Annotated in this window: 31 protein-coding genes and 2 pseudogenes; 17 read left to right on the plus strand and 16 right to left on the minus strand. The window is 70.2% G+C overall.

Translation table 11 applies throughout. The annotated features are described in order from the left end of the window. Window positions 1–2 precede the first annotated feature (2 nt). From AB0M56_RS16500 to AB0M56_RS16540, 9 genes are all read left to right on the plus strand, one after another. Window positions 3–788 (plus strand): GvpL/GvpF family gas vesicle protein, encoded by a 786-nt coding sequence (locus tag AB0M56_RS16500; protein WP_364176283.1) that lies wholly within the window; start codon window positions 3–5, stop codon window positions 786–788. Window positions 789–792: 4 nt separating this feature from the next. Beyond that, entirely contained in the window at window positions 793–1,059 is a 267-nt protein-coding gene (locus tag AB0M56_RS16505; RefSeq protein ID WP_364176286.1) for a gas vesicle protein GvpG, read from the plus strand. A gap of 6 nt (window positions 1,060–1,065) precedes the next feature. After that, complete coding sequence (gene gvpO, locus AB0M56_RS16510) at window positions 1,066–1,395, plus strand: gas vesicle protein GvpO (protein ID WP_364176289.1); 330 nt, start codon at window positions 1,066–1,068, stop codon at window positions 1,393–1,395. A 1-nt stretch (window position 1,396) separates the two neighbouring features. Further along, window positions 1,397–1,753: a gas vesicle protein gene (locus AB0M56_RS16515; protein WP_364176292.1), complete on the plus strand. Its 357-nt coding sequence runs from the start codon at window positions 1,397–1,399 to the stop codon at window positions 1,751–1,753. Further along, window positions 1,740–2,510 carry a GvpL/GvpF family gas vesicle protein gene (locus AB0M56_RS16520; protein WP_364176295.1) on the plus strand — a complete coding sequence of 257 codons (771 nt, stop codon included), beginning with the start codon at window positions 1,740–1,742 and terminating at the stop codon, window positions 2,508–2,510. The genes AB0M56_RS16515 and AB0M56_RS16520 overlap by 14 nt, the downstream gene beginning before the upstream one ends. Then, window positions 2,507–2,692 carry a gas vesicle protein gene (locus AB0M56_RS16525; RefSeq protein ID WP_364176298.1) on the plus strand — a complete coding sequence of 62 codons (186 nt, stop codon included), beginning with the start codon at window positions 2,507–2,509 and terminating at the stop codon, window positions 2,690–2,692. The genes AB0M56_RS16520 and AB0M56_RS16525 overlap by 4 nt, the downstream gene beginning before the upstream one ends. Then, on the plus strand, window positions 2,685–2,975 hold the full coding sequence (locus AB0M56_RS16530) for a gas vesicle protein K (RefSeq protein ID WP_364176301.1): 291 nt from the start codon (window positions 2,685–2,687) through the stop codon (window positions 2,973–2,975). Before AB0M56_RS16525 ends, AB0M56_RS16530 begins: the two co-directional genes overlap by 8 nt. 211 nt (window positions 2,976–3,186) lie before the next feature. Continuing rightward, window positions 3,187–3,993 carry a hypothetical protein gene (locus AB0M56_RS16535; RefSeq protein ID WP_364176303.1) on the plus strand — a complete coding sequence of 269 codons (807 nt, stop codon included), beginning with the start codon at window positions 3,187–3,189 and terminating at the stop codon, window positions 3,991–3,993. Window positions 3,994–4,303: 310 nt separating this feature from the next. After that, complete coding sequence (locus AB0M56_RS16540) at window positions 4,304–4,885, plus strand: DUF2231 domain-containing protein (RefSeq protein ID WP_364176306.1); 582 nt, start codon at window positions 4,304–4,306, stop codon at window positions 4,883–4,885. On the opposite strand, the gene phoU is transcribed toward AB0M56_RS16540, so the two are convergent. Beyond that, window positions 4,807–5,457 carry a phosphate signaling complex protein PhoU gene (gene phoU / locus AB0M56_RS16545; RefSeq protein WP_364176309.1) on the minus strand — a complete coding sequence of 217 codons (651 nt, stop codon included), beginning with the start codon at window positions 5,455–5,457 and terminating at the stop codon, window positions 4,807–4,809. The genes AB0M56_RS16540 and phoU overlap by 79 nt on opposite strands. A 162-nt stretch (window positions 5,458–5,619) precedes the next feature. Beyond that, on the minus strand, window positions 5,620–6,879 hold the full coding sequence (locus tag AB0M56_RS16550) for a serine/threonine-protein kinase (RefSeq protein WP_364176311.1): 1,260 nt from the start codon (window positions 6,877–6,879) through the stop codon (window positions 5,620–5,622). Window positions 6,880–7,207: 328 nt separating this feature from the next. Here AB0M56_RS16550 and AB0M56_RS16555 point away from each other — a divergent pair, with 328 nt between their 5' ends. Beyond that, window positions 7,208–7,516: a hypothetical protein gene (locus AB0M56_RS16555; RefSeq protein ID WP_364176314.1), complete on the plus strand. Its 309-nt coding sequence runs from the start codon at window positions 7,208–7,210 to the stop codon at window positions 7,514–7,516. Beyond that, window positions 7,513–8,832: a DUF4474 domain-containing protein gene (locus tag AB0M56_RS16560; protein WP_364176317.1), complete on the plus strand. Its 1,320-nt coding sequence runs from the start codon at window positions 7,513–7,515 to the stop codon at window positions 8,830–8,832. Before AB0M56_RS16555 ends, AB0M56_RS16560 begins: the two co-directional genes overlap by 4 nt. 9 nt (window positions 8,833–8,841) lie before the next feature. Here the strand turns inward: AB0M56_RS16560 and AB0M56_RS16565 are convergent, their stop codons facing one another. The 3 genes from AB0M56_RS16565 to AB0M56_RS16575 all read right to left on the minus strand — a co-directional run bounded on the left by AB0M56_RS16565 (window position 8,842) and on the right by AB0M56_RS16575 (window position 10,512). Next, window positions 8,842–9,135 carry a hypothetical protein gene (locus AB0M56_RS16565; RefSeq protein WP_364176319.1) on the minus strand — a complete coding sequence of 98 codons (294 nt, stop codon included), beginning with the start codon at window positions 9,133–9,135 and terminating at the stop codon, window positions 8,842–8,844. Between the two features lie 76 nt (window positions 9,136–9,211). Continuing rightward, entirely contained in the window at window positions 9,212–9,538 is a 327-nt protein-coding gene (locus tag AB0M56_RS16570; protein WP_364176322.1) for a hypothetical protein, read from the minus strand. Window positions 9,539–9,903: 365 nt separating this feature from the next. Continuing rightward, entirely contained in the window at window positions 9,904–10,512 is a 609-nt protein-coding gene (locus tag AB0M56_RS16575) for a TetR/AcrR family transcriptional regulator (protein WP_364176325.1), read from the minus strand. 99 nt (window positions 10,513–10,611) lie between these two features. Here AB0M56_RS16575 and AB0M56_RS16580 point away from each other — a divergent pair, with 99 nt between their 5' ends. Further along, window positions 10,612–11,133 carry a DUF302 domain-containing protein gene (locus tag AB0M56_RS16580; protein ID WP_364176328.1) on the plus strand — a complete coding sequence of 174 codons (522 nt, stop codon included), beginning with the start codon at window positions 10,612–10,614 and terminating at the stop codon, window positions 11,131–11,133. 39 nt (window positions 11,134–11,172) lie between these two features. Continuing rightward, on the plus strand, window positions 11,173–12,636 hold the full coding sequence (locus AB0M56_RS16585; protein ID WP_364176331.1) for an amidase family protein: 1,464 nt from the start codon (window positions 11,173–11,175) through the stop codon (window positions 12,634–12,636). Between the two features lie 45 nt (window positions 12,637–12,681). Here AB0M56_RS16585 and AB0M56_RS16590 read toward each other — a convergent pair whose 3' ends face one another. From AB0M56_RS16590 to mftA, 11 genes and pseudogenes are all read right to left on the minus strand, one after another. Then, entirely contained in the window at window positions 12,682–13,605 is a 924-nt protein-coding gene (locus tag AB0M56_RS16590) for a cysteine synthase family protein (RefSeq protein WP_364176334.1), read from the minus strand. Between the two features lie 435 nt (window positions 13,606–14,040). Next, a complete protein-coding gene (locus AB0M56_RS16595; RefSeq protein WP_364176337.1) occupies window positions 14,041–14,547 on the minus strand; it encodes a DUF6630 family protein in 507 nt (168 codons plus the stop codon). Continuing rightward, complete coding sequence (locus AB0M56_RS16600; RefSeq protein ID WP_364176340.1) at window positions 14,528–15,262, minus strand: hypothetical protein; 735 nt, start codon at window positions 15,260–15,262, stop codon at window positions 14,528–14,530. The genes AB0M56_RS16595 and AB0M56_RS16600 overlap by 20 nt, the downstream gene beginning before the upstream one ends. A 76-nt stretch (window positions 15,263–15,338) precedes the next feature. After that, window positions 15,339–16,150 (minus strand): annotated as a pseudogene (folP, locus tag AB0M56_RS16605) (dihydropteroate synthase). Between the two features lie 58 nt (window positions 16,151–16,208). After that, window positions 16,209–17,402 carry a pre-mycofactocin synthase MftD gene (mftD, locus tag AB0M56_RS16610; RefSeq protein ID WP_364176342.1) on the minus strand — a complete coding sequence of 398 codons (1,194 nt, stop codon included), beginning with the start codon at window positions 17,400–17,402 and terminating at the stop codon, window positions 16,209–16,211. After that, window positions 17,399–18,820 carry a mycofactocin biosynthesis glycosyltransferase MftF gene (mftF, locus tag AB0M56_RS16615; protein ID WP_364176345.1) on the minus strand — a complete coding sequence of 474 codons (1,422 nt, stop codon included), beginning with the start codon at window positions 18,818–18,820 and terminating at the stop codon, window positions 17,399–17,401. The genes mftD and mftF overlap by 4 nt, the downstream gene beginning before the upstream one ends. Window positions 18,821–19,263: 443 nt before the next feature. Next, window positions 19,264–20,043 carry a mycofactocin-coupled SDR family oxidoreductase gene (locus AB0M56_RS16620; protein ID WP_364176348.1) on the minus strand — a complete coding sequence of 260 codons (780 nt, stop codon included), beginning with the start codon at window positions 20,041–20,043 and terminating at the stop codon, window positions 19,264–19,266. After that, the gene (gene mftE / locus AB0M56_RS16625; RefSeq protein ID WP_364176351.1) at window positions 20,040–20,729 is read right to left on the minus strand and encodes a mycofactocin biosynthesis peptidyl-dipeptidase MftE; all 690 of its coding nucleotides are present in this window, start codon (window positions 20,727–20,729) and stop codon (window positions 20,040–20,042) included. Before mftE ends, AB0M56_RS16620 begins: the two co-directional genes overlap by 4 nt. Before the next feature lies 1 nt (window position 20,730). Continuing rightward, window positions 20,731–21,924 (minus strand): mycofactocin radical SAM maturase, encoded by a 1,194-nt coding sequence (gene mftC / locus AB0M56_RS16630; RefSeq protein WP_364176354.1) that lies wholly within the window; start codon window positions 21,922–21,924, stop codon window positions 20,731–20,733. Continuing rightward, window positions 21,924–22,211 carry a mycofactocin biosynthesis chaperone MftB gene (gene mftB / locus AB0M56_RS16635; RefSeq protein ID WP_364176357.1) on the minus strand — a complete coding sequence of 96 codons (288 nt, stop codon included), beginning with the start codon at window positions 22,209–22,211 and terminating at the stop codon, window positions 21,924–21,926. Before mftB ends, mftC begins: the two co-directional genes overlap by 1 nt. Further along, a complete protein-coding gene (gene mftA / locus AB0M56_RS16640; protein WP_364176360.1) occupies window positions 22,201–22,296 on the minus strand; it encodes a mycofactocin precursor MftA in 96 nt (31 codons plus the stop codon). Before mftA ends, mftB begins: the two co-directional genes overlap by 11 nt. Before the next feature lie 97 nt (window positions 22,297–22,393). Here mftA and mftR point away from each other — a divergent pair, with 97 nt between their 5' ends. The 4 genes and pseudogenes from mftR (at window position 22,394) to AB0M56_RS16660 (ending at window position 25,445) form a co-directional block, all read left to right on the plus strand. Further along, the gene (mftR, locus tag AB0M56_RS16645; protein WP_364176363.1) at window positions 22,394–23,041 is read left to right on the plus strand and encodes a mycofactocin system transcriptional regulator; all 648 of its coding nucleotides are present in this window, start codon (window positions 22,394–22,396) and stop codon (window positions 23,039–23,041) included. 149 nt (window positions 23,042–23,190) lie between these two features. Beyond that, window positions 23,191–24,162 (plus strand): annotated as a pseudogene (locus AB0M56_RS16650) (type III PLP-dependent enzyme); the annotation flags it as partial. 60 nt (window positions 24,163–24,222) lie between these two features. Further along, window positions 24,223–24,615: an adenosylmethionine decarboxylase gene (gene speD, locus AB0M56_RS16655; RefSeq protein WP_364176427.1), complete on the plus strand. Its 393-nt coding sequence runs from the start codon at window positions 24,223–24,225 to the stop codon at window positions 24,613–24,615. After that, entirely contained in the window at window positions 24,612–25,445 is an 834-nt protein-coding gene (locus AB0M56_RS16660) for a spermidine synthase (RefSeq protein WP_364176366.1), read from the plus strand. Before speD ends, AB0M56_RS16660 begins: the two co-directional genes overlap by 4 nt. Window positions 25,446–25,455 lie beyond the last annotated feature (10 nt).

The following is a 25,455-nucleotide window of genomic DNA, read 5'->3' on the forward strand; positions in this document are numbered from 1 at the left end:
GAGTGACCGCCGAAACCGACACCGAGACGGAGAACGGAACCGAGACGGCGATCTACGTCTACGGCATCCTGCCCGCCGACGTCGAGATCGACGGCGACGCGCGTGGAGTGGGGGATCCGCCTTCCGCCGTGACCACAGTGCACAGTGGACCGATCGCCGCGCTGGTCAGCGAAATCCCCCAGGACACGCCGCTGGGCCGGCCTGCGGACCTTTCGGCGTACGCCAGCCTGCTGGACGCGGCGGCAGCCGAGGTCCCGGTGCTGCCGCTGCGCTTTGGCGCCGTCGTCGCGGACGAGCGAGCGGTGGTCGACGAGCTGCTCGACGCGAACCGCGATGACTTCATGGCAGCGCTGGAGGAGCTGGAGGGCAAAGCGGAGTACGTCGTCCGGGCGCGTTACGACGAGGGGGCCATCCTGCGGGAAATCCTGTCCGAGAACGACGGCATGGCGCAGCTCGCGGACGCGATCCGGGGCAAGCCACAGGATGCCACCCGCAACGAGCGCATGGCCCTGGGCGAGCAGATCACGCAGGCGATCGAGGCGAAGCGGGCGGTCGATACGCAACGGACGGCCGACGCATTGGCCGATCTGGTCGTGGAGCTCGCGCCTCGACAGCCGACTCACGATGAGGAGGCGGTGCACCTCGCAGTGTTGGCCGAGACCGACCGGCAGGGCGATCTGGAAGCCGCCATCGACGAGCTGGCGAAGGACTGGGAAGGCCGCGTCGAGGTCCGCCTGCTCGGTCCGCTCGCTGCGTACGACTTCGTCGTCACGCGGACGCCGGAGTGACGCGATGGGCCTGTTGTCGGGAATCTTCGGTCTGCCGCTGGCACCGGTCCGCGGGGTCCTCGCCCTGGGCGAGCTGATCCGGCGGCGGGTCGACGAAGAGCTGCACGACCCCGCGTCAGTCCGGCGCGAGCTGGAGGCCGTGGAGCAGGCGCGGGCAGCCGGCGAGATCTCGGCCGAAGAAGAAGCCGAAGCGCAGCAAGAGGCATTGAGCCGGCTGACGGGCTCCCGGCCGAGCCGGCCCGTACGCCGAACCGACGAGAGGAAAAGGTGACGGCCGATGGCCACCGCGAAAGGTGAAGACCGGTCCCCGCCGACCCGCCGTCGATCGGGGCGCGACGGCATGGTCGCCTCGACAGCGGCCGCCTCGGCGGTGCGTCAGCTGGACGAGCTGATCACGAGCGAACCCGTGGGCGTCACGTCGGTCGAGCCGCTCGAAGACGGCTGGGTCGTCGAGGTCGAAGTGATCGAAGAGCACCGCATCCCGTCCTCGGCTGACATCCTGGCGCTGTACGAGATCGAGCTGGACACCGAAGGCGACCTGCTCGCGTTCCGCCGCACGCGGCGGTACGCGCGCGGCAAGTCCGGCACCGGAAACGAGGGGAGCTGAGATGGTATCGGGGCAACCGGTCAGCCGGTCCCAGGGCGCGCTCGGTGCTACCGGAAGCCAGCCCGCGAACCTCGGCGACATCCTCGAGCGGGTGCTGGACAAGGGACTGGTCATCGCCGGGGACATCCAGGTCAACCTGCTCGACATCGAACTGCTGACGATCAAGCTGCGGCTGGTGATCGCCTCGCTCGAGACCGCCCGCGAGGTGGGCATCAACTGGTGGGAGAGCGATCCGTGGCTGACCGGTGACAACGGGAAGCTGCAAAACGAGAACCGGCAGCTTCGGGCGCGCATCGCCGAGTTGGAGGCGGCGCCGGAGTCCATCGAGGCCGGCGAGGAAGATGATGAACGCGAGTGACGAGACAGGCGTGTGGCTGTACGCCGTGACGCCTGAAGCCGGGGCCGCCGCACTCGGCGGACTGACCGGGGTGTCGGCCGAACGCCCGCGGGTTGTCACGGCGGGCAGGCTGGCCGCGGTGGTGGGCGATGTCCCGTTGAGCTCCTTCGGTGCGGAAGCCCTGCGTCGCAACCTGGAGGACCTCGACTGGCTGGCCGCGGTGGCGCGAGCGCACGACTCCGTGATCGCGGCGCTCGTCGAGCAGGGGCCGGTGGCGCCCGTGCGCCTCGCGACGGTGTACCACGACGACGCCTCCGTCCGGGTCGCCGTCGAGGAGCGTTGCGCCGATTTCGAACGGACGCTCGAGCACGTCTCGGGCCGGGTCGAGTGGGGGGTGAAGGCATTCCTGCAGTCCGAACCGGAGCCCGCCGCGGCCGTGCCGGACAGCGAAGGCGCGGGGGTTGCCTACCTGGCGCGGCGGCGCCGCGCGCTGGCGTCACAAGAAGAACGTAAGCAGCGGGCCGCGGACCAGGTGAGCCGTCTCCACGCCGCGCTCTGCGAACTCGCGGCCGACGCCTGCACCCATCCCCCGCAGAGCCGGGCGCTGACCGACCAGGACGGGCCGATGGTGCTCAACGGGGCGTACCTCGTCGATGCCGGGCAAGCCGGGCGCTTCGCCGAAGCAGTGGACTCGAGTGGCCGGGACAGCACCGTGCTCACCGTGGAGCTGACCGGGCCATGGCCGCCGTACTCGTTCTCTACACCGGAGGAACCATGACTGTGCCGGCACGCGCCGGGAACCGCAACGTCGCCCTCATCGACCTGCTCGACCGCGTACTCGCGGGCGGCGTCGTGGTGAGCGGCGAAATCACCCTGTCCATCGCCGACGTCGATCTCGTGCGCGTTTCCCTGCGAACCCTGATCACGTCGATCACAGCATTGCAGCAGCCCCATGGGTGACGACGAGCGAAAGAACCGGATCGACGCCGATCCCGAGACGGCGGAACGCAGCCTCGTCAGTCTGGTGCTGACGGTGGTGGAGCTGTTGCGCCAGCTCATGGAGCGCCAGGCGCTGCGCCGCGTCGACCACGGCGATCTGGACGACGACAAGGTCGAGGAGATCGGCCAGACGCTGATGTACCTCGATCTGCGCATGGAAGAATTGTGCGATCACTTCGGACTGGAGCGGCGGGAACTCAACATCGATCTCGGACCGCTGGGAACGCTGCTTTCCGAGGAATAGCGCTACCCACTTTCGGGCCCGAATGACCGGGTAACGACGCATTCCGTTTGGTGATAACAGCATGTTTGACCGGCCGTCGACCGGGTACGCAGCGGAAATACAACCTGCCTGGGTTGTCGCCGCTCGAAACGCCAGAGCCGAAAACGGCCACAGCGGAGTCGGGAGGTACCCATCGACGTAACCGAAATTTGTCCACGAGAGGACGAGATCGATGAATACCGGCTTCAACATCCTGCAAAGTCTGCAGAGCGCATTCACGACGTTCGTGAACTACCTGCCCCAGCTGATCGGCGCGCTTCTCGTGCTGCTGATCGGCTTCATCATCGCCAAACTGCTGGACAAGGCCATCACCAAGGGTCTGCAGAAGGCGAAGGTCGACGACCGGCTGAAGTCCGGTGGCGGCGCGAACTACGTGGAGAAACTCTCCCCGCGGGGCAGCCCGTCCAAGCTCGTCGGTCTGGTCGTGTTCTGGGTGATCATGCTGTTCGTGATCTCCTCGGCCATCGGGACGCTGGGGATTCCGGCGTTGACCGCGTTCATGAACCAGGTGCTGAGCTACCTGCCCAATGTCATCGCCGCGCTGCTGATCTTCATCGTCGCGGCCGCAGTCGCCGGCGCGGTCGGCGGACTGCTGCACCGCACCATGGGCGACACGCCGACCGGGAAGATCGCCCGCACCCTCGCCCCGGCGATGATCATGGGTATCGCCATTTTCATGATCTTGACTCAGCTGGGGATCTCCCCGGTGATCGTCACGATCACCTACGCCGCGCTGGTCGGCGCGGCGGCACTGGCCGCGGCTCTGGCATTCGGCATCGGCGGCCGGGACGCCGCCGCGGACCTGGTCAATTCCGGATACGAGAAGGCCAAGGACGAGAACGACCAGATCAGGTCCGATCCGGCGATCGGCAAACAGCGTGCCGCCCAGGACGCCGCCGACACCAAGCACAAAACCGAGCAGCCGGTGGGTCGCCACGAGCACGGTGCATCGCCTGTCCAGGGCGCTCACCGATCCTGACACGGAGCGACGAGGAATCGGTGCGGGCAGAGCGAACTGCACCACTCCAAGGCGGACGGGTCGATGTCTGGTACGTCATCCACCAAGCGCTGGACGAAAAGCCGTGATTGACGGCTGCGAAGACGACGTCACGCTTCCGCCGCACCGCGGCCCGTTTGCCGCAGCTGCGGCGGGAGCGTGAACAAGTCGATTCCGCGGTGAGGGTTGGAGCCCGACCGTGGGGGTAGCCCGTGTCATGACCGATAACTCACCATTCGCGATCAGGTTCGCCAGGACCCGGACTGCGACGGAGTCCCCGCCGCACCGGCTGTTGTCCGCCCTCGAAGAGGTCCAAGCACTGGACGCACCCGCGGCCGCGGTGGCGAGGCCGGTGGACGAGCTCTTCAGCGGCCAGGCCGGTGAAGAGCTTCGAGGCCGCCGGCTCGGCCATCCACTGCACCCGCTCGCGGTCACCCTCCCGATCGGCGCGTGGGCGTGCTCGTCGCTGCTCGACTTGGTGCCGGGCAACGACGAAGCTGCCCGTCGCCTCGTGGGCATCGGCTTGCTGGCGGCTCCGGCGGCCGCGATCCTCGGTGCCGCCGACTACCACGACCTCGACGAGCGGCAGCGCCGGGTCGGGTTCTGCCATCTCGTGCTCAACCTCGTCGCGACCATGATCTTCGCCGCCTCCTACCGCCGGCGGCGCCGTGGCGCGGCCGGGGGCAAGCTGCTCGGCGCACTCGGCCTGCTCGTCCTCGGTGCCGGGGGTGCGCTCGGCGGCCACCTCTCCTACGCCCAGGGCGCCGGGATCTTCCGCTGGCAACGCGCGCAGAATCAGACGGGCAAGGCGCCGGTCACGGTGAATTCGAGGCGCCTGGCCACCGACACGGCCTGGTCGCCGAAGCGCTCGTAGAACCGGGCCAGCAGGGCGGCGTTGGCCGCCGCGGCGGCGCCGCCTTTCCAGTTCCGGCTGGTGATCAGGTCGAGTACCTGAGCGTGCAGGTCGTCCACCGCCTGGTCGGCGTTGTCCAGCTCGATGAACATGCCCGCGAACGGTGCGGCGATCATGTCCGCGAGCCGGTCGGCCATGCCCGCGGTGAGATCGCCGAGGCGGCGGAACTTTTCCTCCAGCTCGGCGGAGTCGAGGTGGTCCGGGTGCTGAAATCGCGCTGTGCCGGCGATGTGCGCGGCGAGGTCACCCATGCGCTCGAGTTTGTCGGCGCAGTACACCGCGGCGAGCACGAGTCGCAGCTCATGGGCGACCGGGGCCTGCAACGCCAACAGCGCCTCAGCGTGGTCTTCGCACTCGGCGCGCTGCAGATCCAGCTCGGTGTCGCCGACGAGCACCTGCTCGGCCAGCTCCAAGTTCGCGGTGAGCAAAGCCGCGGTGGCCTGCCGCATCGCCTCCGAGCAGGCGACGCACATCGCCGTCATCTCGGCGCCGAGCCGAGCCAGCTCGTGATGAAATGCCTGTCGCATGGCCATCAGCCAACCTCTCGCGCGCCTCCCGCCACCGCGTCGGCAAACCCGGCCGGGCCCTGATCGACTCGTGACGCTGCGCCGCCGCCGGACCTCTGAAGTCGACGCCGACGCCAACGAATACCCGAAATGCAGCCGGATAAACGGGCGTGTGGCCAGGCAGCGGCGCTACGGACCGCCGTGGCCCTTGCCCTTGGGCTTCCCTCTGGCCTTCCCGCCCTCTGCCCTGGCCTTGTTGCCGGGGACGGCGGTCAGAACTCCGGGCCCGTTCACGGCGATCGGCACCGGCCGTGGCGGCGCGGCGGGGTTCTGCGGCGCCGCGACGGACGACGCAGGTGGCTTCGCGGTGACCGCGGTCGATGGCGGGGGCACGCTCGCAGCCGGCGGTTGCGCGGCAGGCGGCCCGCCGCGGGCGGGGTCCGCTGCGCCCGGTCCCGGGAGTACCGCTGCGAGGACGGCTGCCGTGGTCGCGGCCGCGAAGCCACCCAAGGCGAGCAGGTTCCGCCGGCGCCGGCGGGTGGCCGAGGCCGGTGGCCGGGACGGGGTGACCGCGCAGTCGGGCCGGCGCAACATCCACAGGGTTTCCGCGGCAGTGGGGCGATCCCCCGGGTCGCGGGCCGTCATCCGCTCGAGGGTGTGCGCGAGGGGCGCGGGCAGCCCGGCGGGAACCCGCGGTGGCCGGTGCAGCCGTGCCATCGCTGCTTCGGCCATCGTGCCGGGATACTCGCGCTCCCCCGTCAGGCACTCCAGCAGGATGAGACCGAGTGCGTAGATGTCGGCGGCCGGACCGGCCGGCTCCCCGACGATCTGCTCCGGTGCAAGGTACGCGGCCGTGCCCGTCACGAACCCGGTGCCGGTGATGCGGGTCGAGCCGAGCTCGTGCGCGATGCCGAAATCGCTGATCAGCGGACCGTCGGGGCCGAGCAGGATGTTGGCGGGCTTGAGGTCTCGATGCACGACGCGTCGCGCGTGGAGGTGCTCGACCGTCTCGGCGAGCTGCACCGCCAGATCGGTCCCCTCCTCGACCGGCACGGGGCCGGACAGCAAGCGCTCAGCGAGATTCTCACCGTCCACCAATTGCATCACGAGGAACGGCCGGCCGTGGTCCGTCCCGCTGTCGAGCACGGCCACCACGCGCGGGTGGTCCAACCCGGCCTGGATCGTCCTTTCCCGGACCCGCCGCACCTGCTCCACCGCGACGGCCTCCCGGTCGTACACCTTGACCGCGACCGCGCGGTCGAGCCTCCGGTCGACCGCTCGGTACACGCGCGCGGTGCCCCCACGGCCGATCAGGTGCTCGACGTCGTAGCGCCCGGCGATCGAGAGCGGCGGATCTTCCGTGGCGTCCCAGGGGAACAGACCGGCGTCGTGGAGGGGAAACCGAGGATCGGTGACGCCACCGCCGTCTCTTCCACATCGGTCCGTCATCGGCCGGCACCCCCGTCTCGTCGGTGACCCGCCAAGTACCCCGGCGACGCGGCCGGCCAAACGGAACGGCCGGAAAACGAGACCCTCCGCACCGCCGACCTGTGGCAGCCCCCCGCCGCCCGTACTGGTACTGGCGGCGACGTTGACGGTGTGCGTGCTCATTGGATCCGGGAAGGGAACCTCGTGAGACGCCCGTGTGGCCGTGAGGGAACCGGGCGCGAAATCCCGACGTCTCAGAACGGACGAGTGTTACATTACCGACACGGGATGTCACTCGGCTCGTCGGTGACCTCCGCCTGGCGAGCGGGACTGTGCGGAAGGAAGCTCTGTGGGGTTCGAGGTCGATGTCGAGAACATCAGCAACGCCGCGGCCAAGCTCGGCCAGGGGACGCCGCCGTCGCTCTCCGCGCCGGGGTCGCCGAACGTGGGTGGCACGGATCGGGCCGGTGGCTTCGCGGGCGACTACGAGGTCTGGCTGCTGACCCGGCAGGAAGATCTGGACGCGGCGCAGCAGCAGGTCGACAGTCTGGTCGAAACGATCGGCAACGCCGCGAAGAGTTACGACAGCAGCGACGACGAAGCACGCGGCGTGTTCCTGAAAGCGCTGGACAGCGGTTTCGCACGGATCGACCGGTGACGGCGGTGTTCGACAAGATCCGTGAGCTCGCCGGCAAAGTGGAGAAAGGCAGCACGACCGAACTGGATGATCGGGCCCGGGCGTGCAGAGCCACCAAGGAATCGGTCGAGGACGCCAAGTCGCTGGTGGAAAGCGTCCGTGCGCAGTTGTGCGAGAGCTGGCACGGCGGGGCCGGGGAATCGGCCCTGTCCTCGCTGGATGCCTTCAAGAAGAACCGCGAGGACCAGGCCGAGGACCTCGAAGAGTCGGCGAAATCGTTCGAAGTCGTGCGCGACGCGCTGGCGAAGGCGCAGTCGGACGCCAGGAGTAAACGCGAGGACGCCGAGAAATTGCAGGCGAAACTCGACAACGTGTGGAAGGACCTCTCGAACGGCAAGGGCAACATCGTGTTCGCCTGGGCGCAGGACAAGATCATCAAGGCCGAGGCCCTCGTCCTGCTCGCCGATCTGCAGCGGGTGGTCACCACCTACGACGCGGTCCTGCTCGCCGAGGGCTTGAAGCTGCGCAACAAAACGGGCCGGATCTGGGAGCTCGCCGGCTCCGAGAAGCGGAACCCGGCCGAGATCGCCGCGCTCATCCTGCGCGAGATTCCCGGCCTCGCCGCGCTCGTCGCGAAGAACCCGAAGCTCGATCTCGCCTTGCTCAAAGGTGATTGGGACACGATCATGCGCGACCCCGAGGTCGCGCAGAAGATCTACGATTACTTCGGCTTCAAGTACGTCGAGGGCGGCGATTTCTACACCACGGGCGAGCACTCGGTGCAGAGCTACCTCGGCTGGCACGACATCTACGACAAGATGGAGAAGCTCATCGGCGCGGACCTCGACCGCACCAGCGCCCAGGGCGACAACATGGAGTTCACCGACCCCAAAACCGGGAAGCAGTACCGGCTGGAACTGTGGAAGGGCAGCTACGGGTTCGGCGGCGCGTTCGGCGGCGAAGTCGGGTTCTACACCCGCGACCCACAGTCCCAGGACCCCTCCGGCTACTTCTCCGCCGCACAGGGCGACGACCAGATCAAGGTGACCCAGCAGATCTACGGCAAAGAAAGCGGCAAGGTCTACTTCACCAACGACGGCCAGGGCGCCGACGGCAGCGACAAACGGCACTTCTGGAACCTGGCGATCCGCTCCGAGCCGGGCGTGCACCCCGACCAGCTCGGCCAGCGAGCCACGATCGAAGTGCGCGACACCGACATGCGCGACCGAATCTACAACGAGATGACGCGGTACGCCGCCGCGCACCCCGAAGAGAACCTCACCGTCACGAAGGTGTCCGACCACCCGCCCGTGCTCAGCTACGACTGGAAAAAGTGACCGGCGGGGTCACAACGAGGTCAGCGGCTTGAACTCCCACGGCTCGTCGTCGTCTTCGCGGCCCCCGCGGCTCCCCCGGCCTTCGCGGCTCCGCCGTGCCGGAACCTCGCGGTCGGCGAGACCGGTGAACACCTCGGCGACATCGATCAGCCCGGCGACCTCGTCGGCGACGCCCGAGCCGTGCCGCCCGTCGATCTCTTCCAGCCCTTCGCGCAACACGGCGACCGCCGCGTTCCTGGCTCGGGCGCGCAACGTGCGGGCCAGCTCTTCCGACGTCTCGCCGGCACGTCTCGACTCAGTCATGGGCACACACTATCCGCCCGGGGCGGGCGAAAAGGCCCATTTCGCGCGGCGGCCCACGCGCCCCTTGGCCGAACGATCAGAACACCAGAACCGGCTTGACGGTCTTCCCGGACGCGGCGGCGGCCTGGTTGATCTCCTCGAAGCGGTAGCGGCGCTGGATGCGGTCCAGTGGCAGCGCGCCGCGGCGGTAGGCGTCCGCGAGGAGCTGCACGAACGTCTTCGGCTCACTGTCGCCGAGGGTCACGCCGCGGATCGTGCGCCCCGGCAGCAGCCTCGCAACGTCGAAGCTGCCGCGGCTGCCGGTGCGGGGCGCGCCGACGACGGCGCAGCAGCCGCCGACGGCGAGAGCCCCGACGAGTTCGTCCAGCACCGGCACCACGCCCGTCGTCTGCGTAGGCTGCACGCGGAGCGGCAGATCCGACGGCCGGAGGGCGTAACGCCCCCGGCGTCGCGGCCTCCTGTCCCAATGCGTACCACTTCCCGACCGTCTACTTCGGAGCGCTGAAGGCGGGCCTCACCAGCCCAGAGGCGCTCTACACCTGCGGGACCAGCGGCCCGCCGACCAGCAGTAGACGCTCGGCAACGACCACCACCACACCCTGGACAACCGCTACCGCCTCAGCTAAGGGAACGCTCGCGCAAACCGTCACTGGCGTCACCGCGTGGAACCCCACCGAGAAGGACCTCCACCCTGGGATGCCTCGCGAGCTGAGCGTCTGCGACGAGGAGTCGCGCACCGGCCCGCGCACAGCCTGACCGCCGCCGCCGTCAGGCGAGGCCGGCCGCGCCGTCGATCAGTGTCCTGGCGAGGGCTTCGGCGTCTTCGAACGGGCGGGGGTCGTTGAGCGAGGTCGACAGGGCGCGAGCACCCTCGAACAGCACGGCGAGCCGCCGCCCCAGGGTTTCGGGGTCGTGCGCGCCCGCCTCGGTGGCTGTGACGATCAGGCGTGCGGCCAGTTCGCGCTTGTGGCGCTCGACCACCGCCGCGGCTTCCGGCATCGTGCCGGCCGCTTCCACCGCAGTGTTGTGCAAGGGGCAGCCGCGCACGACCGCGGCCGAAGCCGGGCCGGCCGGGCGTTCGGCGAACAGTGCCAGGAGGCGCTCGCGCGCGCTGAGGTCGGTGCGCCCCAAAGCGGTCTCGGCCAGGAATTCGTCGTCGGACTCGATCGACTGCACGTAGGCGCTGACCAGGGCCTCTTTGCTCGGGAAGTGCTGGTAGAGCGTCCGGGTCGACACGTGCGCCACGTCGGTCAGCTTCGCGATGCCGGTGGCGTGGATGCCGTCGCTCGTGAACAGCTCGGTCGCGGCGCGCAGGATGCGCTCGCGTGCACCGCGGCCGCCTTTGGGGGCGCTGACCGTCGTCTCGCTCGTTGCCATGCCGCAAGTATAGCGATCGTTGTACTTCTCTGGCGCAGCCTGCTACGGTCAAGTACAACGATCGCTTTACTTCACCCCTGGAGAGGAAGCAACAACCCCATGTCCACTCAGAACATCGCCTCGGTTTCCCACGAGGTCGTCCGGTGGTCGATCGACACAGGAACGTCCTTCGAGGACTTCCGGGATCGCTACGAAGCAGCCGTGCCGGTACTGGACCTTGATCGGATGGCGCGGCACCGCGCTGAGCACGCGACCTGGGACACCGTGCTCGCCGCGGCGACGGAGAACGCGCCGCACGGCTTCATGCGGTTCTGGAGCACCGACGTCGGCGGGCTCATGCAGCTCGCGGGCGGTGCGGGATCCTGCGCTGCCTACCTGATGGGAAACCACACCATCGCGGAACGCATGTACCGGCACGACCCCGCGGTGATGCTCCACGCCCCGCTGCGAACGACCATCCACCAGGATCGGCAAGGGGTCACGCGGTTCTCCCTCGACCAGCCCAGCACCCTGTTCGCGAGCTTCGGGGTCCCGGAGATTGCGGCCGTCGGACGGGAACTGGACCGCAAGGTCGTCGACCTCCTCCGAGTGTTGGACGTTCCCGTTCTCCCGCAGCTGTGACGAATGTCCACTCAGGACCAACCAGACAGAGAGGTACTCATGCAGGACAAGGATATTGCCGTCGACAGCGTGCCGACGGCCGAGGAAACCGCGCTGGCCGGCCTCGGAGTGGCGGCAGCGGCCGCCGCAATCCGCCGGGGTGAGATCACGTCCGTGTCGTACTCGGCCGCGCTTCTGCGGCGCGCTCGGAAGTACTCGGACCTCAATTCGTTCATCACCGTGGACGAATCCGCGGTGCTGACCGCGGCCGCGGAGGCGGACAAAGCCCGCGCCGCGGGTTCCAGCGCGTCGCTGCTCGGCGTCCCGCTCGGAGTGAAAGACAGCTACCTGACGCGTGGTCTCCCCACGACAATCGGGCTGGAGGGCCTGGGAAGTTTCACGCCGGCCGAAGACGCCGATGTCGTGGGCGCGGTCAAAGATGCCGGTGGCATCGTGTTCGGCAAGAACAACCTCGTCGAGATGTCCTTCGGGCTGACCGGGCACAACAGACGCTACGGCCAGGTGAAGAACCCCTACGGCCACGACCGTGTTTCCGGCGGATCTTCGAGTGGCTCCGGAGCAGCCGTCGCGGCCCGGATCGTGCCCGCCGCGTTCGGGGGTGACACGGTCGGTTCGATCAGGGTGCCGGCGTCGCTGTGCGGAGTGGTGGGCTTCAAGCCGACCACGGGCCGATGGCCGCGCGGCGGGGTCGCGCCGATTTCGCACACGCTCGACACGCCGGGCGTCTTCGCCCGCAGCGTCGAGGATTGCGCGTTGATCGACCGAATCGTCACCGGGGAGACAGGTGCTCCCCCGTCCGATCGCGCCGATCTGAAAGGGGTGAGATTCGCTTACGCCCCCAGCCACTACCTGCAATTGATCGATCCGGAGACCGAAGCACAGTTCACGAGCGCACTGCACCGCCTGCGCGACGCCGGCGCCGAAGTCCGTGAAATCGATCTCGGCGACGACTTCTCGCCGCTGGCGGACCGGCTGACGTGGAACCTCTTCTTCCGCGAGACGCAGCAGTCCGTCTCCGAATTCCTTCTGCGCCACAACTTCCCGGTCTCGTTCGAGGACGTGTTCACCGAGCTCAAGCCGGAGCTCAAGGAAGTGTGGAGTCACCTGGCCTTGCCCAGCGGGCAAGGCTTCCTTCCTGATGAAGCCTACGAAACCACGCTCTCCGTCGACCGCCCGGAACTCCAGCGTCGGCTCGGCGAGGTGTATACCCGGAGCGGCTTCGACGCCCTGATCTTTCCCACGACGCCCTGCCCCGCCCCACTGATCGACGGTCGGCCGCGGGTCACGGTCGCGGACGAAGAGGTGGACGAGCTGGTCCTCGCGAGGAACACCGTCCCCACGAGCGGCGCGGGCCTGCCGGGCATCAGCATCCCCCTCGGGCTGACCGAAAACGGCCTGCCGATCGGCATCGAGATCGACGGCGCCCACGGTCGTGACCGCGAGCTGCTCGACCTGGCCCGTCGAGCACAGGACGTTTTGGGCACGGTGCCCGCTCCGGCGTGAAGACGTGTCGATCGGTTGCCCGGACACAGCAAAGCCACGCCGGGGCTACTCGGCAAAGAGATCACCGCTGAGGTACTTGAGCCCCGTATCGACGGCGACGGTCACCACGCTGTGCCCGGGCCCCAGCTCCCGCGCGAGCTTGATCGCGCCCGAGACGTTCACCGCGGACGAAGTACCGGCGAACAGCCCTTCACGCCTTGCCAGCCGCAACACGAGATCGCGCGCCTCGTCTTCGTCGACGGCCCTCGCCTCATCGAAGACAGCCGAGGTGAGCAACGGCGGAACCATGCCCGTACCGATCCCTTCGACCCGGTGCGGACCACCGTGTCCCGCCGTGAGCATGGGCGAGCTCGCCGGCTCGAGCGCGACAAACCGCGTCGCAAGGTGATCCGCGCGAAATGCGGCACTGACCCCGGCCAGCATGCCGCCGGTCCCGACGCCGGCGCAGAAAGCATCCGCGGTCACACCCCCGGCTCGTGCCTGCTCGAGGATTTCACGGCCCATCCGCTCGTAGCCCGCCAGAGCGTCCGCGTTGCGGAACTGATCTGTCCAGAAGGCGCCCTCTCGCGCGACGATGCGGTCAACCTCCTCACGCATCCGGTCGAACAGCGAAGGCGTGATCCGCCCGCCCTGGCTCGGGACCACGGTCAGGTCGGCGCCCAACGCTCGCATGGTGCTCAGCTTCTCCGGCGCGAAGGCATCCGAAGTCACAATGGACAGCGGATACCCTTTGACAGCACAAATGAACGCCAGGGAAGAGCCTGTGCTGCCACCGGTGTACTCCACAACCCGCCGGCCGCGCTGAAGCACACCGGCGCGCTCGGCTCCTTCGATCATGGCCAGCGCCATCCGGTCCTTGTAACTTCCCGTGGGATTCCCGCCTTCGAGCTTCACCAGAACCTGCGCCGCCTCGCCGGACACGACCTGGGTGAGCCGCACCAGAGGGGTTCCTCCGATGGCGTCGAGCACTGACGAAGCGATCCCTGCTCGCATCATCGAACCCCTCTCCTGCCGTGCTCGCGCGCGGCGCGGGCTGACAACCCACCGATTGAACGCAGATCGTGGCGATCACCGAAACACGGCTCGGCCCTGAAGTCCACCGACGTTTCTTCACACACCCCCCGTCGCGATCGGACGGCTGGGCCTCGGTGTCTTCGGCGGACCGGACGACCAGCACACCCACCACACGCGAGCTCGGTCACCGCCTCCAGCGACGCGTCGAACCGGCGGCTCGGCACCACGCCGAAGAGCACGTCGACGTCGAAAGCGATCTTTCGCCGTTCGAAGGGCACCGGTGGTAAGGGTGATCGGTTCAAGCTTGCTCCCCGTCCATTCCGGATGGGGGCAGCCTGGTGGGTGGCGCTACAAAATCGCTACACGCGTCCCGGCGCGCGTGCGGTCGCCCTACCGGCCGTACACCGCGGCGGTGAAGCCGGCCTTGACCGCGAGAGTGATGAGGTCGTCGGCGTGCGTGGTGGGCAGGAGGACGAGGGGGTAGCAGTCCGACTCGATGTCGAGGACGGCCAGGGCCGTGCCGGTGGCGAGGAGCCGGTTTCCGGCCGCTTCGAGGAACTCGTACGTGGGCAGGTCGATCTCGGCCAGGGACTTCCAGAGCTCGTCGGCCGGCGGCGCGGAGCGCAGTGCGAGCAGCCGGCCGGCGATCTCGTCGGGGGCTTCCTTCCAGTCGACCTCGGCGAGCAGGCCGTGGTCGGTGAGGGCGTCGACCAGGGCGATCCACGGCAGGCCCTCGAAGGGTTCGTCGATGCCGCGCTCGTCGAGGCGGTCGGTGTGGTCACGCAGGTAGGCGCCGGGGTCGTCGTGGGCTGCCAGCGCTCGCTCGGTCACTTGCGGGGCGTTCGGCGCCACGAGGGTGGCGACGCCCGCGAGCGCGTCACGGGTCGGGCCGGTCATCGACGTCCTCCGCAAGGGCCGGGTGGTTCGACGCGAGGGATGATCGCACCTCGGCGTGGCCGGGTGCCGCCGAGCCCGGTGTATCGGTTGCGCTGGGCCAAGTCGCGACGAGGTAGAGGACGCCGAAGGGGTCGTCGAGGTAGTGGAGGTGTGGGATGGCGCGGCTGGGGAAGCGCCGCATGACCGCGCCCAGGGTGTGGAGGGCTGGGCGGCCCTGGGAGCGCAGGGCGTCGGCCAGGGTGGGGTCGAGGTGGGTCAGGGCGGTGGGGTCGTTCGTCTGCAACGCGTCCGTGATCGCGGTGTCGAAGGGGACGGCGCGCTCGTCGAGGTGGCCGGGGGCTTTGAGGGTACGGCTGGCGCTGCCGTCGGCCAGGACGAGCAGCGCGGTGCGCCCCTGGGGATCGGCGAGGTCGGCGGCGAGGCGGTCGCAGTCGGCGGCGGTCGCGGTGCCGGGGACGGGGTGCCAGTCGAAGTCGCCGGGCAGGCCGGCTTCGGCCAGGAGGCGGCCGGCGATGCGGAGGCTCCAGGGCGGATCCTCCTCGGCCGGGTCGCCGCGGCCGACGACGTGGATGTGGTCAGGGCGCCACGACAGGAGGACGCTCAGGGCCTGGTGGCAAGCGGCGCGCAGGTCGGGGATCGGGTCCTGCCGGCCGGAGAGCTCGCGCAGGAGCAACGGCGGGTGGGGGCAGAGGACGGCACCGAGGAAGGTGTCCATCACGCCAACCCCCGGACGGTGCGGCTCGGGGCCCGCAGATTGAAGATCGCCGCGACCACGCCCAACAGCGTGTCCATCACGCCAACCCCCGCACGGTGCGGCTCGGGGCCCGCAGGCCCATGATCGTGGCGACCATGTCGAGGACCGCGCGGGTTTCCGGGACCTCGTGGACGCGGAAGACGCGCGCGCCGAGCCAGGCGCACACGGCGGTGACGGCGAGGGTTCCGGTGAGGCGCTCCCCCACCGGCAAGTCGAGGGTTTCGCCGACGAAGTCCTTGTTGGACAGCGACACCAGCACCGGCCGACCCACCGCGGCCAGCTCGCCGAGGCGCCGGGTGATCTCGAGGGAGTGCCAGGTGTTCTTGCCGAAGTCGTGCGCGGGGTCGAGGAGGATCCCCGCCGGGTCGACGCCGAGTTTTCCGCGCGGTCGGCCAGCGCCGTCGTGTGCTCGATGACGTCGGCCATCACATCGGGGTAGTCGACGCGGTGCGGGCGGGTCCGGGGGCGGGCGCCCCCGGTGTGGGTGCAGACCAGGCCGACGCCGGCCTGTGCGGCCACGGCGGCCAGGTCCGGGTCGTAGCCGCCCCAGGCGTCGTTGATCAGGTCCGCCCCGGCGGCGCAGGCTTCGCGTGCGACCTCCGCGCGCCAGGTGTCCACGCTGATGACGACGTCGGGGTGCTCGGCGCGCACGTTTCCGACGAAGTCGACGATCCGGCGGATCTCCTCGGCGACGGTGACCTCTTCGCCGGGCGCGGCCTTCACCCCGCCGATGTCGACGATCTCGGCGCCCTCGGCCACGACCTGGCGCACGCGGTCGTAGGCGGCCTGCTCTTCCCAGGTGGCTCCCTTGTCGTAGAAGGAGTCCGGGGTGCGGTTGACGATCGCCATGGTGAGGAACTCCTCGCCCGTGAACTCGTGCCTTCCCAGCCGGATCCCCGGCGCGCGGTCAGCGAGCGGTGGCGCGGACATCGCAACCCAGCGCGTGGACGAATCCGTCCGGCACCACGACGTCCTCGCGGCTGAGGTCGTGGACCGAGTGGTGGCCGAGGGCGAGCAGAGTGGAGTCGATGCCGTTGCGCAGGACGTCGAGCACGTTCTCGACGCCGGCCTGGCCGTTCGCGGCGAGGCCCCAGAGGTAGGCGCGGCCGATGAGCACGGCGCGGGCGCCGAGGGCGAGAGCCTTGACGACATCGCTGCCGCGGCGGATGCCGCCGTCGAGCAGGATTTCCACCTGCGAGCCGACGGCGTCGGCGATCGCGGGCAGGGCGCGGACGGTGGCGGGGGTGCCGTCGAGGTTGTTGCCGCCGTGGTTGGACACAGAGATCGCGCTGACGCCGGCGTCGACGGCGCGGCGGGCCTCGTCGACGCGGATGACGCCCTTGAGCAGGAACGGCCCGTCCCACTGCTCGCGCAGCCAGCGCACGTCGTCCCACGTGGGTGGGGTGGTCTGCATCCACTGGCCGTAGGCGCCGAAGAAGGTGGGCGCGGCGCCGCCGGGCGGGGTCATGTTGGGCACGGACAGGTCGGGCAGCCGGCGGGTGCGGGCGTAACTGTAGAGCCAGCGCGGGTGCCGCAGGCTTTCCGGCGCGAACCGGAGCAGTTCGCGCGGGGTGAGCTTGTCGGGGATGTGCGGGCTGCCCCAGTCGCGGCTGTGCGAGAACGACCAGTCGAGGGTGAGAATGATGCCCACGGCTCCGGCCGCGCGGGCGCGGTCGAGCCGTTGGAGGATGTCGTCACGGGTGCCCGTCCAGTAGACCTGGAAGTAGGTGTTCGGGTTGGCGGCGACGACCTCCTCGATCGGCTTGCTGCCGAACGACGACAGGCCCATCGACGTGCCGCGCGCGGCGGCGGCGCGGGCGACCGCGACCTCGCCGTCGGGGTGGACCGCCTGCACGCCGGTGGGCGAGATCAGCACGGGCAGGGCGACGTCGCGGCCGAGCACGGTCGTGGCGAGTTCGCGTTGCGCGGAGTGCCCGGCGGTGCGCGGGGCGAAGCGCAGTTCGTCGAACGCGCCCAGGTTGTCCTGAAGGGTGAGGCCTTTTTCGGACCCGGCGAGGAGTGCCGAGTAGACGGAGCCGGGCAGGCGCTTTTTGGCCCTGCGCTGGGCTTCGGCGACGGATTCGAACCAGGTGCTGCTCATCGGTTTTCCTTGCGGTCGATGCGGAGAGGACGCCACGCGACGCGGGGACGCAGGGGCGCGGCGGTGCGGTGGGTGAGGCAGCCGGCCCAGACGCCGGCGCCGTAGGCGAGGTCGTCGGCGACCGCGGCGGCGCTGTAGCGCACCGGGTCGAGGTCGGGGCGGCGGGTGAGCCAGCCCGCGAGGGGCGGGCCGAGGAGCAGGGACGCGGCGGCGAGGCGGTGACGACCGCCGGCGAGCAGCACGGCGGCCAGTGCCGGCGCGGCGTACTGCGTGGTGTAGCGGCCGGCGCCGAGCCAGGTCTGGTGGACGGCGGTGGCCATGGCGCGGGTGACGCCGTCGGTGGGAATGTCGCCCTGCTGAAGGGTTTTGCGCATGCTCAGCACCGCCCCGGCGAATCCGGCGGCGGCGACGAGTGGCTTCCCGGTGAGGAGGCCGGCGACCGTCAGTGTGGGCCAGGGGTGCAGGACGAGCGGTGCCATCGCGTCGGGGTGCCGTCGGGTCAGCGGTGCGGCGGAGGTGCCGTAGCGGAAGCGGCGGGAAAGCAGTCCGCGCCAGGTGGTGGGTTCTTCGTGATCGACGAGGACGGACGGGTCGTAGCGCACACGCCGGCCGGCGGCATGCAGGCGCCAGACCAGGTCGACATCCTCACCGACCCGCATCGCGGGGTCGAACACCGCTCCGCACTGGGCCACCGCCTCCAGAGCCGAGCGGCGGGCCACGAGTGCGGCGGTCGGGACGTAGGACACCCGGGTTCCCGGCGCGACGCGCGCCTGCTGGTCGCCGAGGTCGAGACTGCCGGCGGCGCGGGTGTAGCGGCCCGCCGTGGTGCCGGGCGCGAGCGGGCGGATCCGCGGCGCCACCGCGGCGAGCAGCGGGTCGGTGAAGTGGACCGCGAGCCGGTCTGTCCATTCGGGACGGGGGGCGCAGTCGCTGTCGAGAAAGGCGACGAGCTCGGTGGTGACGTGGCCGAGCGCCGTGTTGCGCGCGGCGGCGGGACCGCCGTTGGCGTCGCGGCGCACCAGCTTCGCCCCGTGCGCGGCCGCCACGGCGGCGATCGCGCCCGGGTCGGTGGAGGCGTCGTCGACGACCAGGACGGGGTGCGCTCCGTCGAGCCCGGCCAGGCACCGAGCGAGCTCGTCCGCGCGCTCGTGCACCGGGACGACGATCGTGAGGTCCGGCGGCTCGCTCAGGGGCGGCGGCACGGGGTGGGCGAGCCCGGCGTCGGTGAACCGGCGCGCCAGTGCACCGGTCGCCGGTGAGTCGACCGGGCCGTTTTCGAGCGCGCGCCACGCTTTCTTCCCGGCGGCGGTCAGGCGCAGCACACGGGCCGGGGAGCCACCGAACCACAGGGCGTCGGTGAGCTGCTTGGTGCCGGGATCGAGAACGACACGGAAGCCGTGCGGTAGAGGCTCAGTCACAGGGCCAGCCCTCCCCCGGCCTGGGAGCCACCGAACCACAAGGCGTCGGTGAGCCACCTGGTGCCGAGATCGAGAACGACACGAAAACCGCGCGGCGAAGACTCCATCACAGCGCCAGCCCTCCAACCACAACCGGCGAGCCGCCGAACCACGGCGAGTCGACAAGCTGCTTCACGCCCCGACCGAAGACAACGCGGAAGCCGCGCGGCACAGGCTCAGTCACAGCGCCCGCCCTCCATCCGGCCGCGGAGCCGCCGAACCACAGCGCGTCGGTGAGCTGCCCGGTGCCGGGATCGAGAACGACACGGAAGCGGTGCGGCAAAGGCTCAGTCACAGCGGCTGCCCTCCGGTTACAGCCGGCGAGTCACCGAACCATGGCGAATCGGCAAGCTGCTTCACGCACCGGCCGAAGACAACGCCGAAGCCGCGCGGCAAAGGCTCAGTCACAGCGCCAAACCTCCGTCCACGGGCACGACCGAGCCCGTCATCCCACTGCTGCCCGGACCGGCGAGGAACGCCAGCACGGCGGCGACCTCGTCCGGGTCCAGCAGCCGGTCCATCGGCTGCTGAGTGGCGAACGCGGCGGCCGCGGGCAGGTCGTAGAGCCGGGCGCTTTCGGCCAGGATCGGGGTATCGGTGGAGCCCGGGCTGACGGCGTTGGCGGTCACCCCGGTGTCGCCCAGTTCCACGCCGAGCGCGTGGACGAGCCCGGCGACACCGGCCTTGGCGGCGCAGTACGCCGCGAGCATGGGCAGCCCCCGCGTCGCCGCGGCGGAGGCCACGGCCAGGAACCGGCCGGAGCGCGGCGCCGGGCGGCGCAGCATCGCCGGGATCGCGGCGCGCGCGAGGTTCACGACGCCCCGGAGGTCGATGTCGAGCACGGCGTCTTCCTGCTCCTCAGGAACTTCCCACAGCGGAACGCCACCGGCGATCACCCCCGCCGCCGCGATGGCCGCGTCGAGGCCGCCCCAGCGTTCTTCGGCTTCGGCGACGGCGGTGGCGAGCGCGGCCCGGTCCCGGACGTCCAAGACGCGCGCGACGACGTTCGGGTGTTCGGCCACAGTGGACAGTTCGCCGAGGGTGCCCATCCCGTAGGGCAAAGCCGGATCGTCGGCGGCGAGGTCGACGGCCAGAACGGCCCAGCCGTCCGAAGCCAGCCGCCGGGTGGTCGCCGCGCCGATGCCGCGCGCGGCGCCGGTGACGAGGGCGACGCGGGCGCTCACGAGGCCACCACCGGAAGCCAGGCCTCGACGTGCGCGAGGAGCTGAGCGGTCAACGTATCCAGCAGCGCGTGACCTTCGGCCGCCGTGGCTCGGGTCGGGTCGCCGAGGACGCCGGTGTCCGTGACGGCCCGCACGCCCCCGGATCGCAGCAGCGGCAGCACTTCACTCAGCGGACGCCGGTCTCCCGCGACGGCCCGGTCCATGCGCACCGCGGCCGGCCGCAAGGCGAGCTGCAGAGCGGTCTCCGGAGCACCGGCGTGGGGCTCGCCGCTCCAGCGGGGCTGGAAGACGGAGACGTCGCGGGATTCCGACCTGAGCGTGGCGACGGCCCGGGCGACCGGTTCGGCGTTGCCGCCGTGCGCGGACACGAGCAGTACCCGGCCGAACGTCTCCGTGGCCGACCGGCCCAGTTCGACCAGGAGCAACTCGGTCGCGGCCTGCCCGATGGACAGCGTGCCGGCGAAACCGGCGTGTTCGCCGCTGGAGCCGTACGCGACCGCGGGCGCGATCACGACCTCGGGCCGCGCCACCGCGAGCGCGTCGCACAGCGCGAGGGCGATGTCCGTGTCCGTGGACAACGGCAGGTGGGGACCGTGCTGCTCGGTCGCGCCGATCGGTACCGCAAGGACAGCGCCCGCCGCGGCGCGGCGCGCGACCTCCGGGAACGGCAAGTCGGACAAGTGCATCTCAGTGCCCGAACCCGGCCAGCGGGCTCTCGTCGCAGGCGCGCTCAGGCGGGCGCCGCAGGCCGATGGTGACGGGCACCGGGCCGGTGCGGCGCCGAGAGGGAGCGCCGCGGTGCGAGTGGTCCAGCGACGGCTTCGGCGCGCTGCCCGGCGCGACCCCGGCCAGCGCCAGTTCTCCTTGTCCCCGCACGCATTCCGGGTCGGGGCCGTCGAGCGGCAGGCCGGTGAAGAACTTCGCCGCCATGCAGCCGCCGCGGCAGGAGTCGTAGGCGGAGCACGACGTGCACGCGCCCCCGGTCTGCGGACTGCGCAGCTCGGTGAACAGCTCCGAATCCCGCCACACGGGCGCGAACCCGCCGTCGGAGCGGATGTTGCCGGCGAGGAACGTGTCGTGGATGGCGAACGGGCAGGCGTAGACGTCACCGACCGGGTCGATCAGGCACACCACACGCCCGGCGCCGCACAGGTTCAGCCCCGGCAGGCCGCCGTCACCGTAACCGGCGAGGTGGAAGAACGAGTCGCCGGTGAGCACGTTGTCGCCGTTCGCGACAAGCCAGTCGTAGAGCTCACGCTGCTGGGCGGCCGTCGGGTGCAGCTCGTCCCAGACGTCCGCGCCACGCCCCGAAGGACGCAGCCGGGTCAAGCGCAGCTGGGCACCGTAGCGGTCGGCGATGGCCTTGAACGCATCCAGCTGCCCGGCGTTCTGCCGGGTGACCACCACGGACACCTTGAAGTCCGCGAAACCCGCGTCCCGCAAGCGTTCCATGGCCCGCACCGCAGTGCGGTAGGAGCCCGGACCGCGCACGGCGTCGTTCACTTCCTCGGTGGCGCCGTCGAGGGAGATCTGCACGTCGACGTAGTCGCTCGCGGCGAGCTTGCGCGCCACCTCATCGGTGATCTTGATGCCGTTGGTCGAGAACTTCACGCCCACGTGGTGCTCGGTCGCGTAGTCGACCAGCTCCCAGAAATCGGGCCGCACCGTCGGCTCACCGCCGCCGATGTTGACGTAGAAGACCTGCATCCGCTCGAACTCGTCGATCAGCGCCTTGCACTCGGCCGTGCTCAGCTCGCGCGGGTCCCGCCGCCCGGACGAGGACAGGCAATGCACGCACGAGAGGTTGCACGCGTAGGTCAGCTCCCACGTCAGGCAGATCGGCGCGTCGAGCCCGTACTGGAACTCCTCGACCAGCGACATCACACACTCCTCCGGCGGATCATCCGCGACGCGGCCAGCGTGGCCAGCGCGCCGCGGTAGCGCGGCAGCTCGGCCGGGGCCACGCCGGCTTCCGCGCAGGCCGCGCGGGCGGTCGCCTGCTCCGGCAGGGCTCGCACCACGGCCAGCAGCGTCGGGTTCTTCAGGAAGGACAAGCGGCGCGTGCCGAAGTGGTACAGCAGCGCGCCGAACCGCTCGGGCCGGACGGACACCTGGGCATCGAGCTCCCAGGCGCCGTCCAGCTCGAACGGCGCGGGGTCAGTAGACACCGCACATTCCGTCGATCGAGACCTCTTCGACCAGCAGGTCTTCGGCCACATTCGTGGCCTCGACCTCGGCGGTGGTGTCGTCCATCAGGACCTCCTTCGATTTTCGTCACCTCGCGACGAATATCAGGGAGAGTAACGTCACCGCGTGACGAAAGACAAGACTCCCGACGAACGGTCACCCGATGAGCACTGACGCCCCCGCCCCTCGCGCCTCCCGCCGCGGCCGGCCGCCGGGCACGAGCGCCCGCGAGCTCGAGGTCATCGCCCTCAAGCTGTTCACCGAGCAGGGTTTCCACGAGACCACGGTCGAGGAGATCGCGTCCGCGGCCGGGGTCACCAAGCGCACGTTCTTCCGCTACTACGACACCAAAGCCGACGTGCTGTGGAACGAGTTCGACCACGAGGTGGCCACGATCCGGTCGCTGCTCGCCGCGGTGCCCGAAGACCTGACCGTCATGGAAGCCGTGCTCCGCGCCGTGCTCGAGGCCAATCACTACAGCGCCGAGGACGTGCCGGAGCTGCGCAAGCGGATGAGCCTGATCAGCACCGTCCCCGACCTCGCCGCCAGCGCCACCATCCACTACGACGCCTGGGAACGCGCCGTCGCCGATTTCGTCGCCCGGCGCACCGGCCAGCCCACGGACTCCCTCTACCCGCTCACCGTCGGCCGCTCGGTTCTCGCCACCTGCCGAGCCGCCTACGAGCGCTGGTCCGCGCGCGCCGACGCCGACCTCACGGTGTACCTGGAGGCCGCCCTGAAAGCCCTGGCCGCGGGATTCGCCGACCCTGTGCTGACCACCGAGCCCGATCCCCCGGCCGAGCGCGTGTGAGGCGTGCCGAATCTGCCCCGACACCAGCGGAAACACCCCTATACTCGGCGCCTGTGATCGACGTCCGACCGCCGGCGCCGGAACGAGCTCGGGCGTTCCTGGACGACCGGAGACCCCCGACGCCCTGCCTCGTGATCGATCTCGACGCGGTGCGGGAAAGCCATGGCCGGCTTCGCGAGGCGCTGCCCGACGCGCGGATGTACTACGCGGTGAAGGCGAACCCGGCGCCGGAGATCGTGCGGTTGCTCGTCCGGGCCGGCGCGGGCTTCGACGTCGCCGGCCGTGAGGAGATCGAGCTCTGCCTCGCCCAGGGCGCGCGTCCCGAGCTGATCTCGTACGGCAACACCGTGAAGAAGGCCCGGGACATCGCGTTCGCGTTCCGGGCCGGGGTTCGGCGGTTCACGTTCGACAGCGCCGAGGACCTCGCCAACCTCGCCGAGCACGCGCCCGGGTCGACGGTGTCGTGCCGCGTGCTCGTGGACAGCTCCGGCTCGCAGACCCCGTTCGGCCAGAAGTTCGGCTGCGCCCCGGAGATGGCGGTGGACCTCCTCACGCGGGCCGCCGCCCTGGGGCTGGACCCGGAAGGCGTCGCGTTCCACGTCGGCTCGCAGCACCTCGACCCGCGGGCGTGGGAGGCCGGGGTCGCCACCGCAGCGAGGGTGACGCGCGAGGTGGCGGAGCGCGGTGTGGCGTTGCGCGGCTTGAACATCGGCGGCGGGCTGCCGGGCCGGTACACGACCACGCCCCCGCCGCTCGCCGAGTACGCGGCCGCCATCCAGGCTTCGATCGCGCGGCACTTCCCCGTCGCGCCGGACCTCGCGTTCGAGCCCGGCCGGGCGGTGGTGGCTGACGCCGGGGTGATCCGCAGCGAGGTAGTGCTGGTGTCGCGCAAGTCCGTGACGGACGAAAAGCGCTGGGTGTACCTGGACATCGGCCGGTACGGCGGGCTGGCCGAGACCGAGAACGAGGCCATCGCCTACCGCCTGGAGACCGCGCGCGACGGAACTCCCGACGGCCCGGTCGTGGTCGCCGGCCCCACGTGCGACGGTGACGACGTGCTCTACCTTCGCACTCCGTATCGCCTGCCGCTCGGGTTGGCGGCCGGTGACCACGTCGACATCCTGAGCGCGGGCGCCTACACGCAGAGCTACTCGTCGGTGTCGTTCAACGGATTCCCGCCGTTGAAAACGTACTTCGTCGGCGGAGAGCCCGAGGAGATCGGCGAGTTCGCCGGCCGGCACGTGCTCGCCGAGTTCTCGGGTGTGGCGGCCGAGCTGCTCGACGACGTCGAATTCCTGTGCGACAGCTTGGAACGCGCGTTGCGCAAGGCCGGCGCGACCGTACGTGAGGTGACGTCCACACGGTTCGACCCGCAGGGGGTGACCGTGGTCGCGTTGCTGTCGGAATCGCACGCGTCGATCCATTCCTACCCCGAGCGCGGGTCGGTGTTCGTCGACGTGTTCACGTGCGGGCGCCGCGCGGACCCCGAACTGGCCGTGCAGCTGTTGCAGGACATGCTCGGCGCGACGGTGGCCCGGACCAGCACCATCCACAGAGGACAGGACGCACGGTGAACATCACGGAATCGGTCGGCGCGGGCCTGACGCGGGTCTGGCAGGTCTCGGACGTGCTCGTCGACACCCGCACCGACTACCAGCACCTGGTGATCGCCAAGACCGCCCAGGGCATCTCGTTGTTCTGCGACGACGAGCGGCAGAGCACCGAGCTGAGCCAGCTCGTCTACCACGAGGCCCTGCTCGTGCCCGCGCTGCTGCTGGCCGCCGAGGTGAACCGCGTGCTGGTCGTCGGGTCGAGCGAAGGTGTGGCGTGCCGGCTGGCGGTGCAGGCGGGCGCGTCGGTCGTCGACCACGTGGACATCGACGCCCAGGCGGTGCGGCTGTGCGCGCAACACCTGCCCTACGGCTACTCGGCCGCTGAGCTGGCCGCGGCCGAGCGGGGCGACGGCGCGATCCGCGTGCGCTACGCGGACGGCTGGGAGTTCATCCGCTCCTCCACCGAGAAGTACGACATCGTGGTGGTCGACCTGCCCGACGAGCAGGACGGCACCGACGCGCAGCACAACCGCTTGTACGGCACGGATTTCCTGCGGCTGTGCCGGAACCTGCTCGCCCCCGGCGGGGTGGTGGCGTACCAGGGTGGCTGCCCGACGCTCTGGCGCAACTCGACGCTCGTGAAGTGCTGGCAGCGGTTCACGGAGACGTTCCCCTCGCCGGTGTACTTCGGCTCGGACGAACACGAGTGGGCGTTCTTCTTCGGCACCGAGCTCGACGCGCCGGTGGACACCATGGTGCGGCGTTGGGCCACCCTGCCGTACCGCCCGGAGACGATCGACGAGCTGACCCTGCGCGGATCCACGGTGCCGCCTCTCAGTCTCCGCCGCTGATCTGCTGGTG

This window comes from Amycolatopsis sp. NPDC051372, from assembly GCF_040682095.1.
Classification (GTDB): Bacteria; Actinomycetota; Actinomycetes; order Mycobacteriales; family Pseudonocardiaceae; genus Amycolatopsis.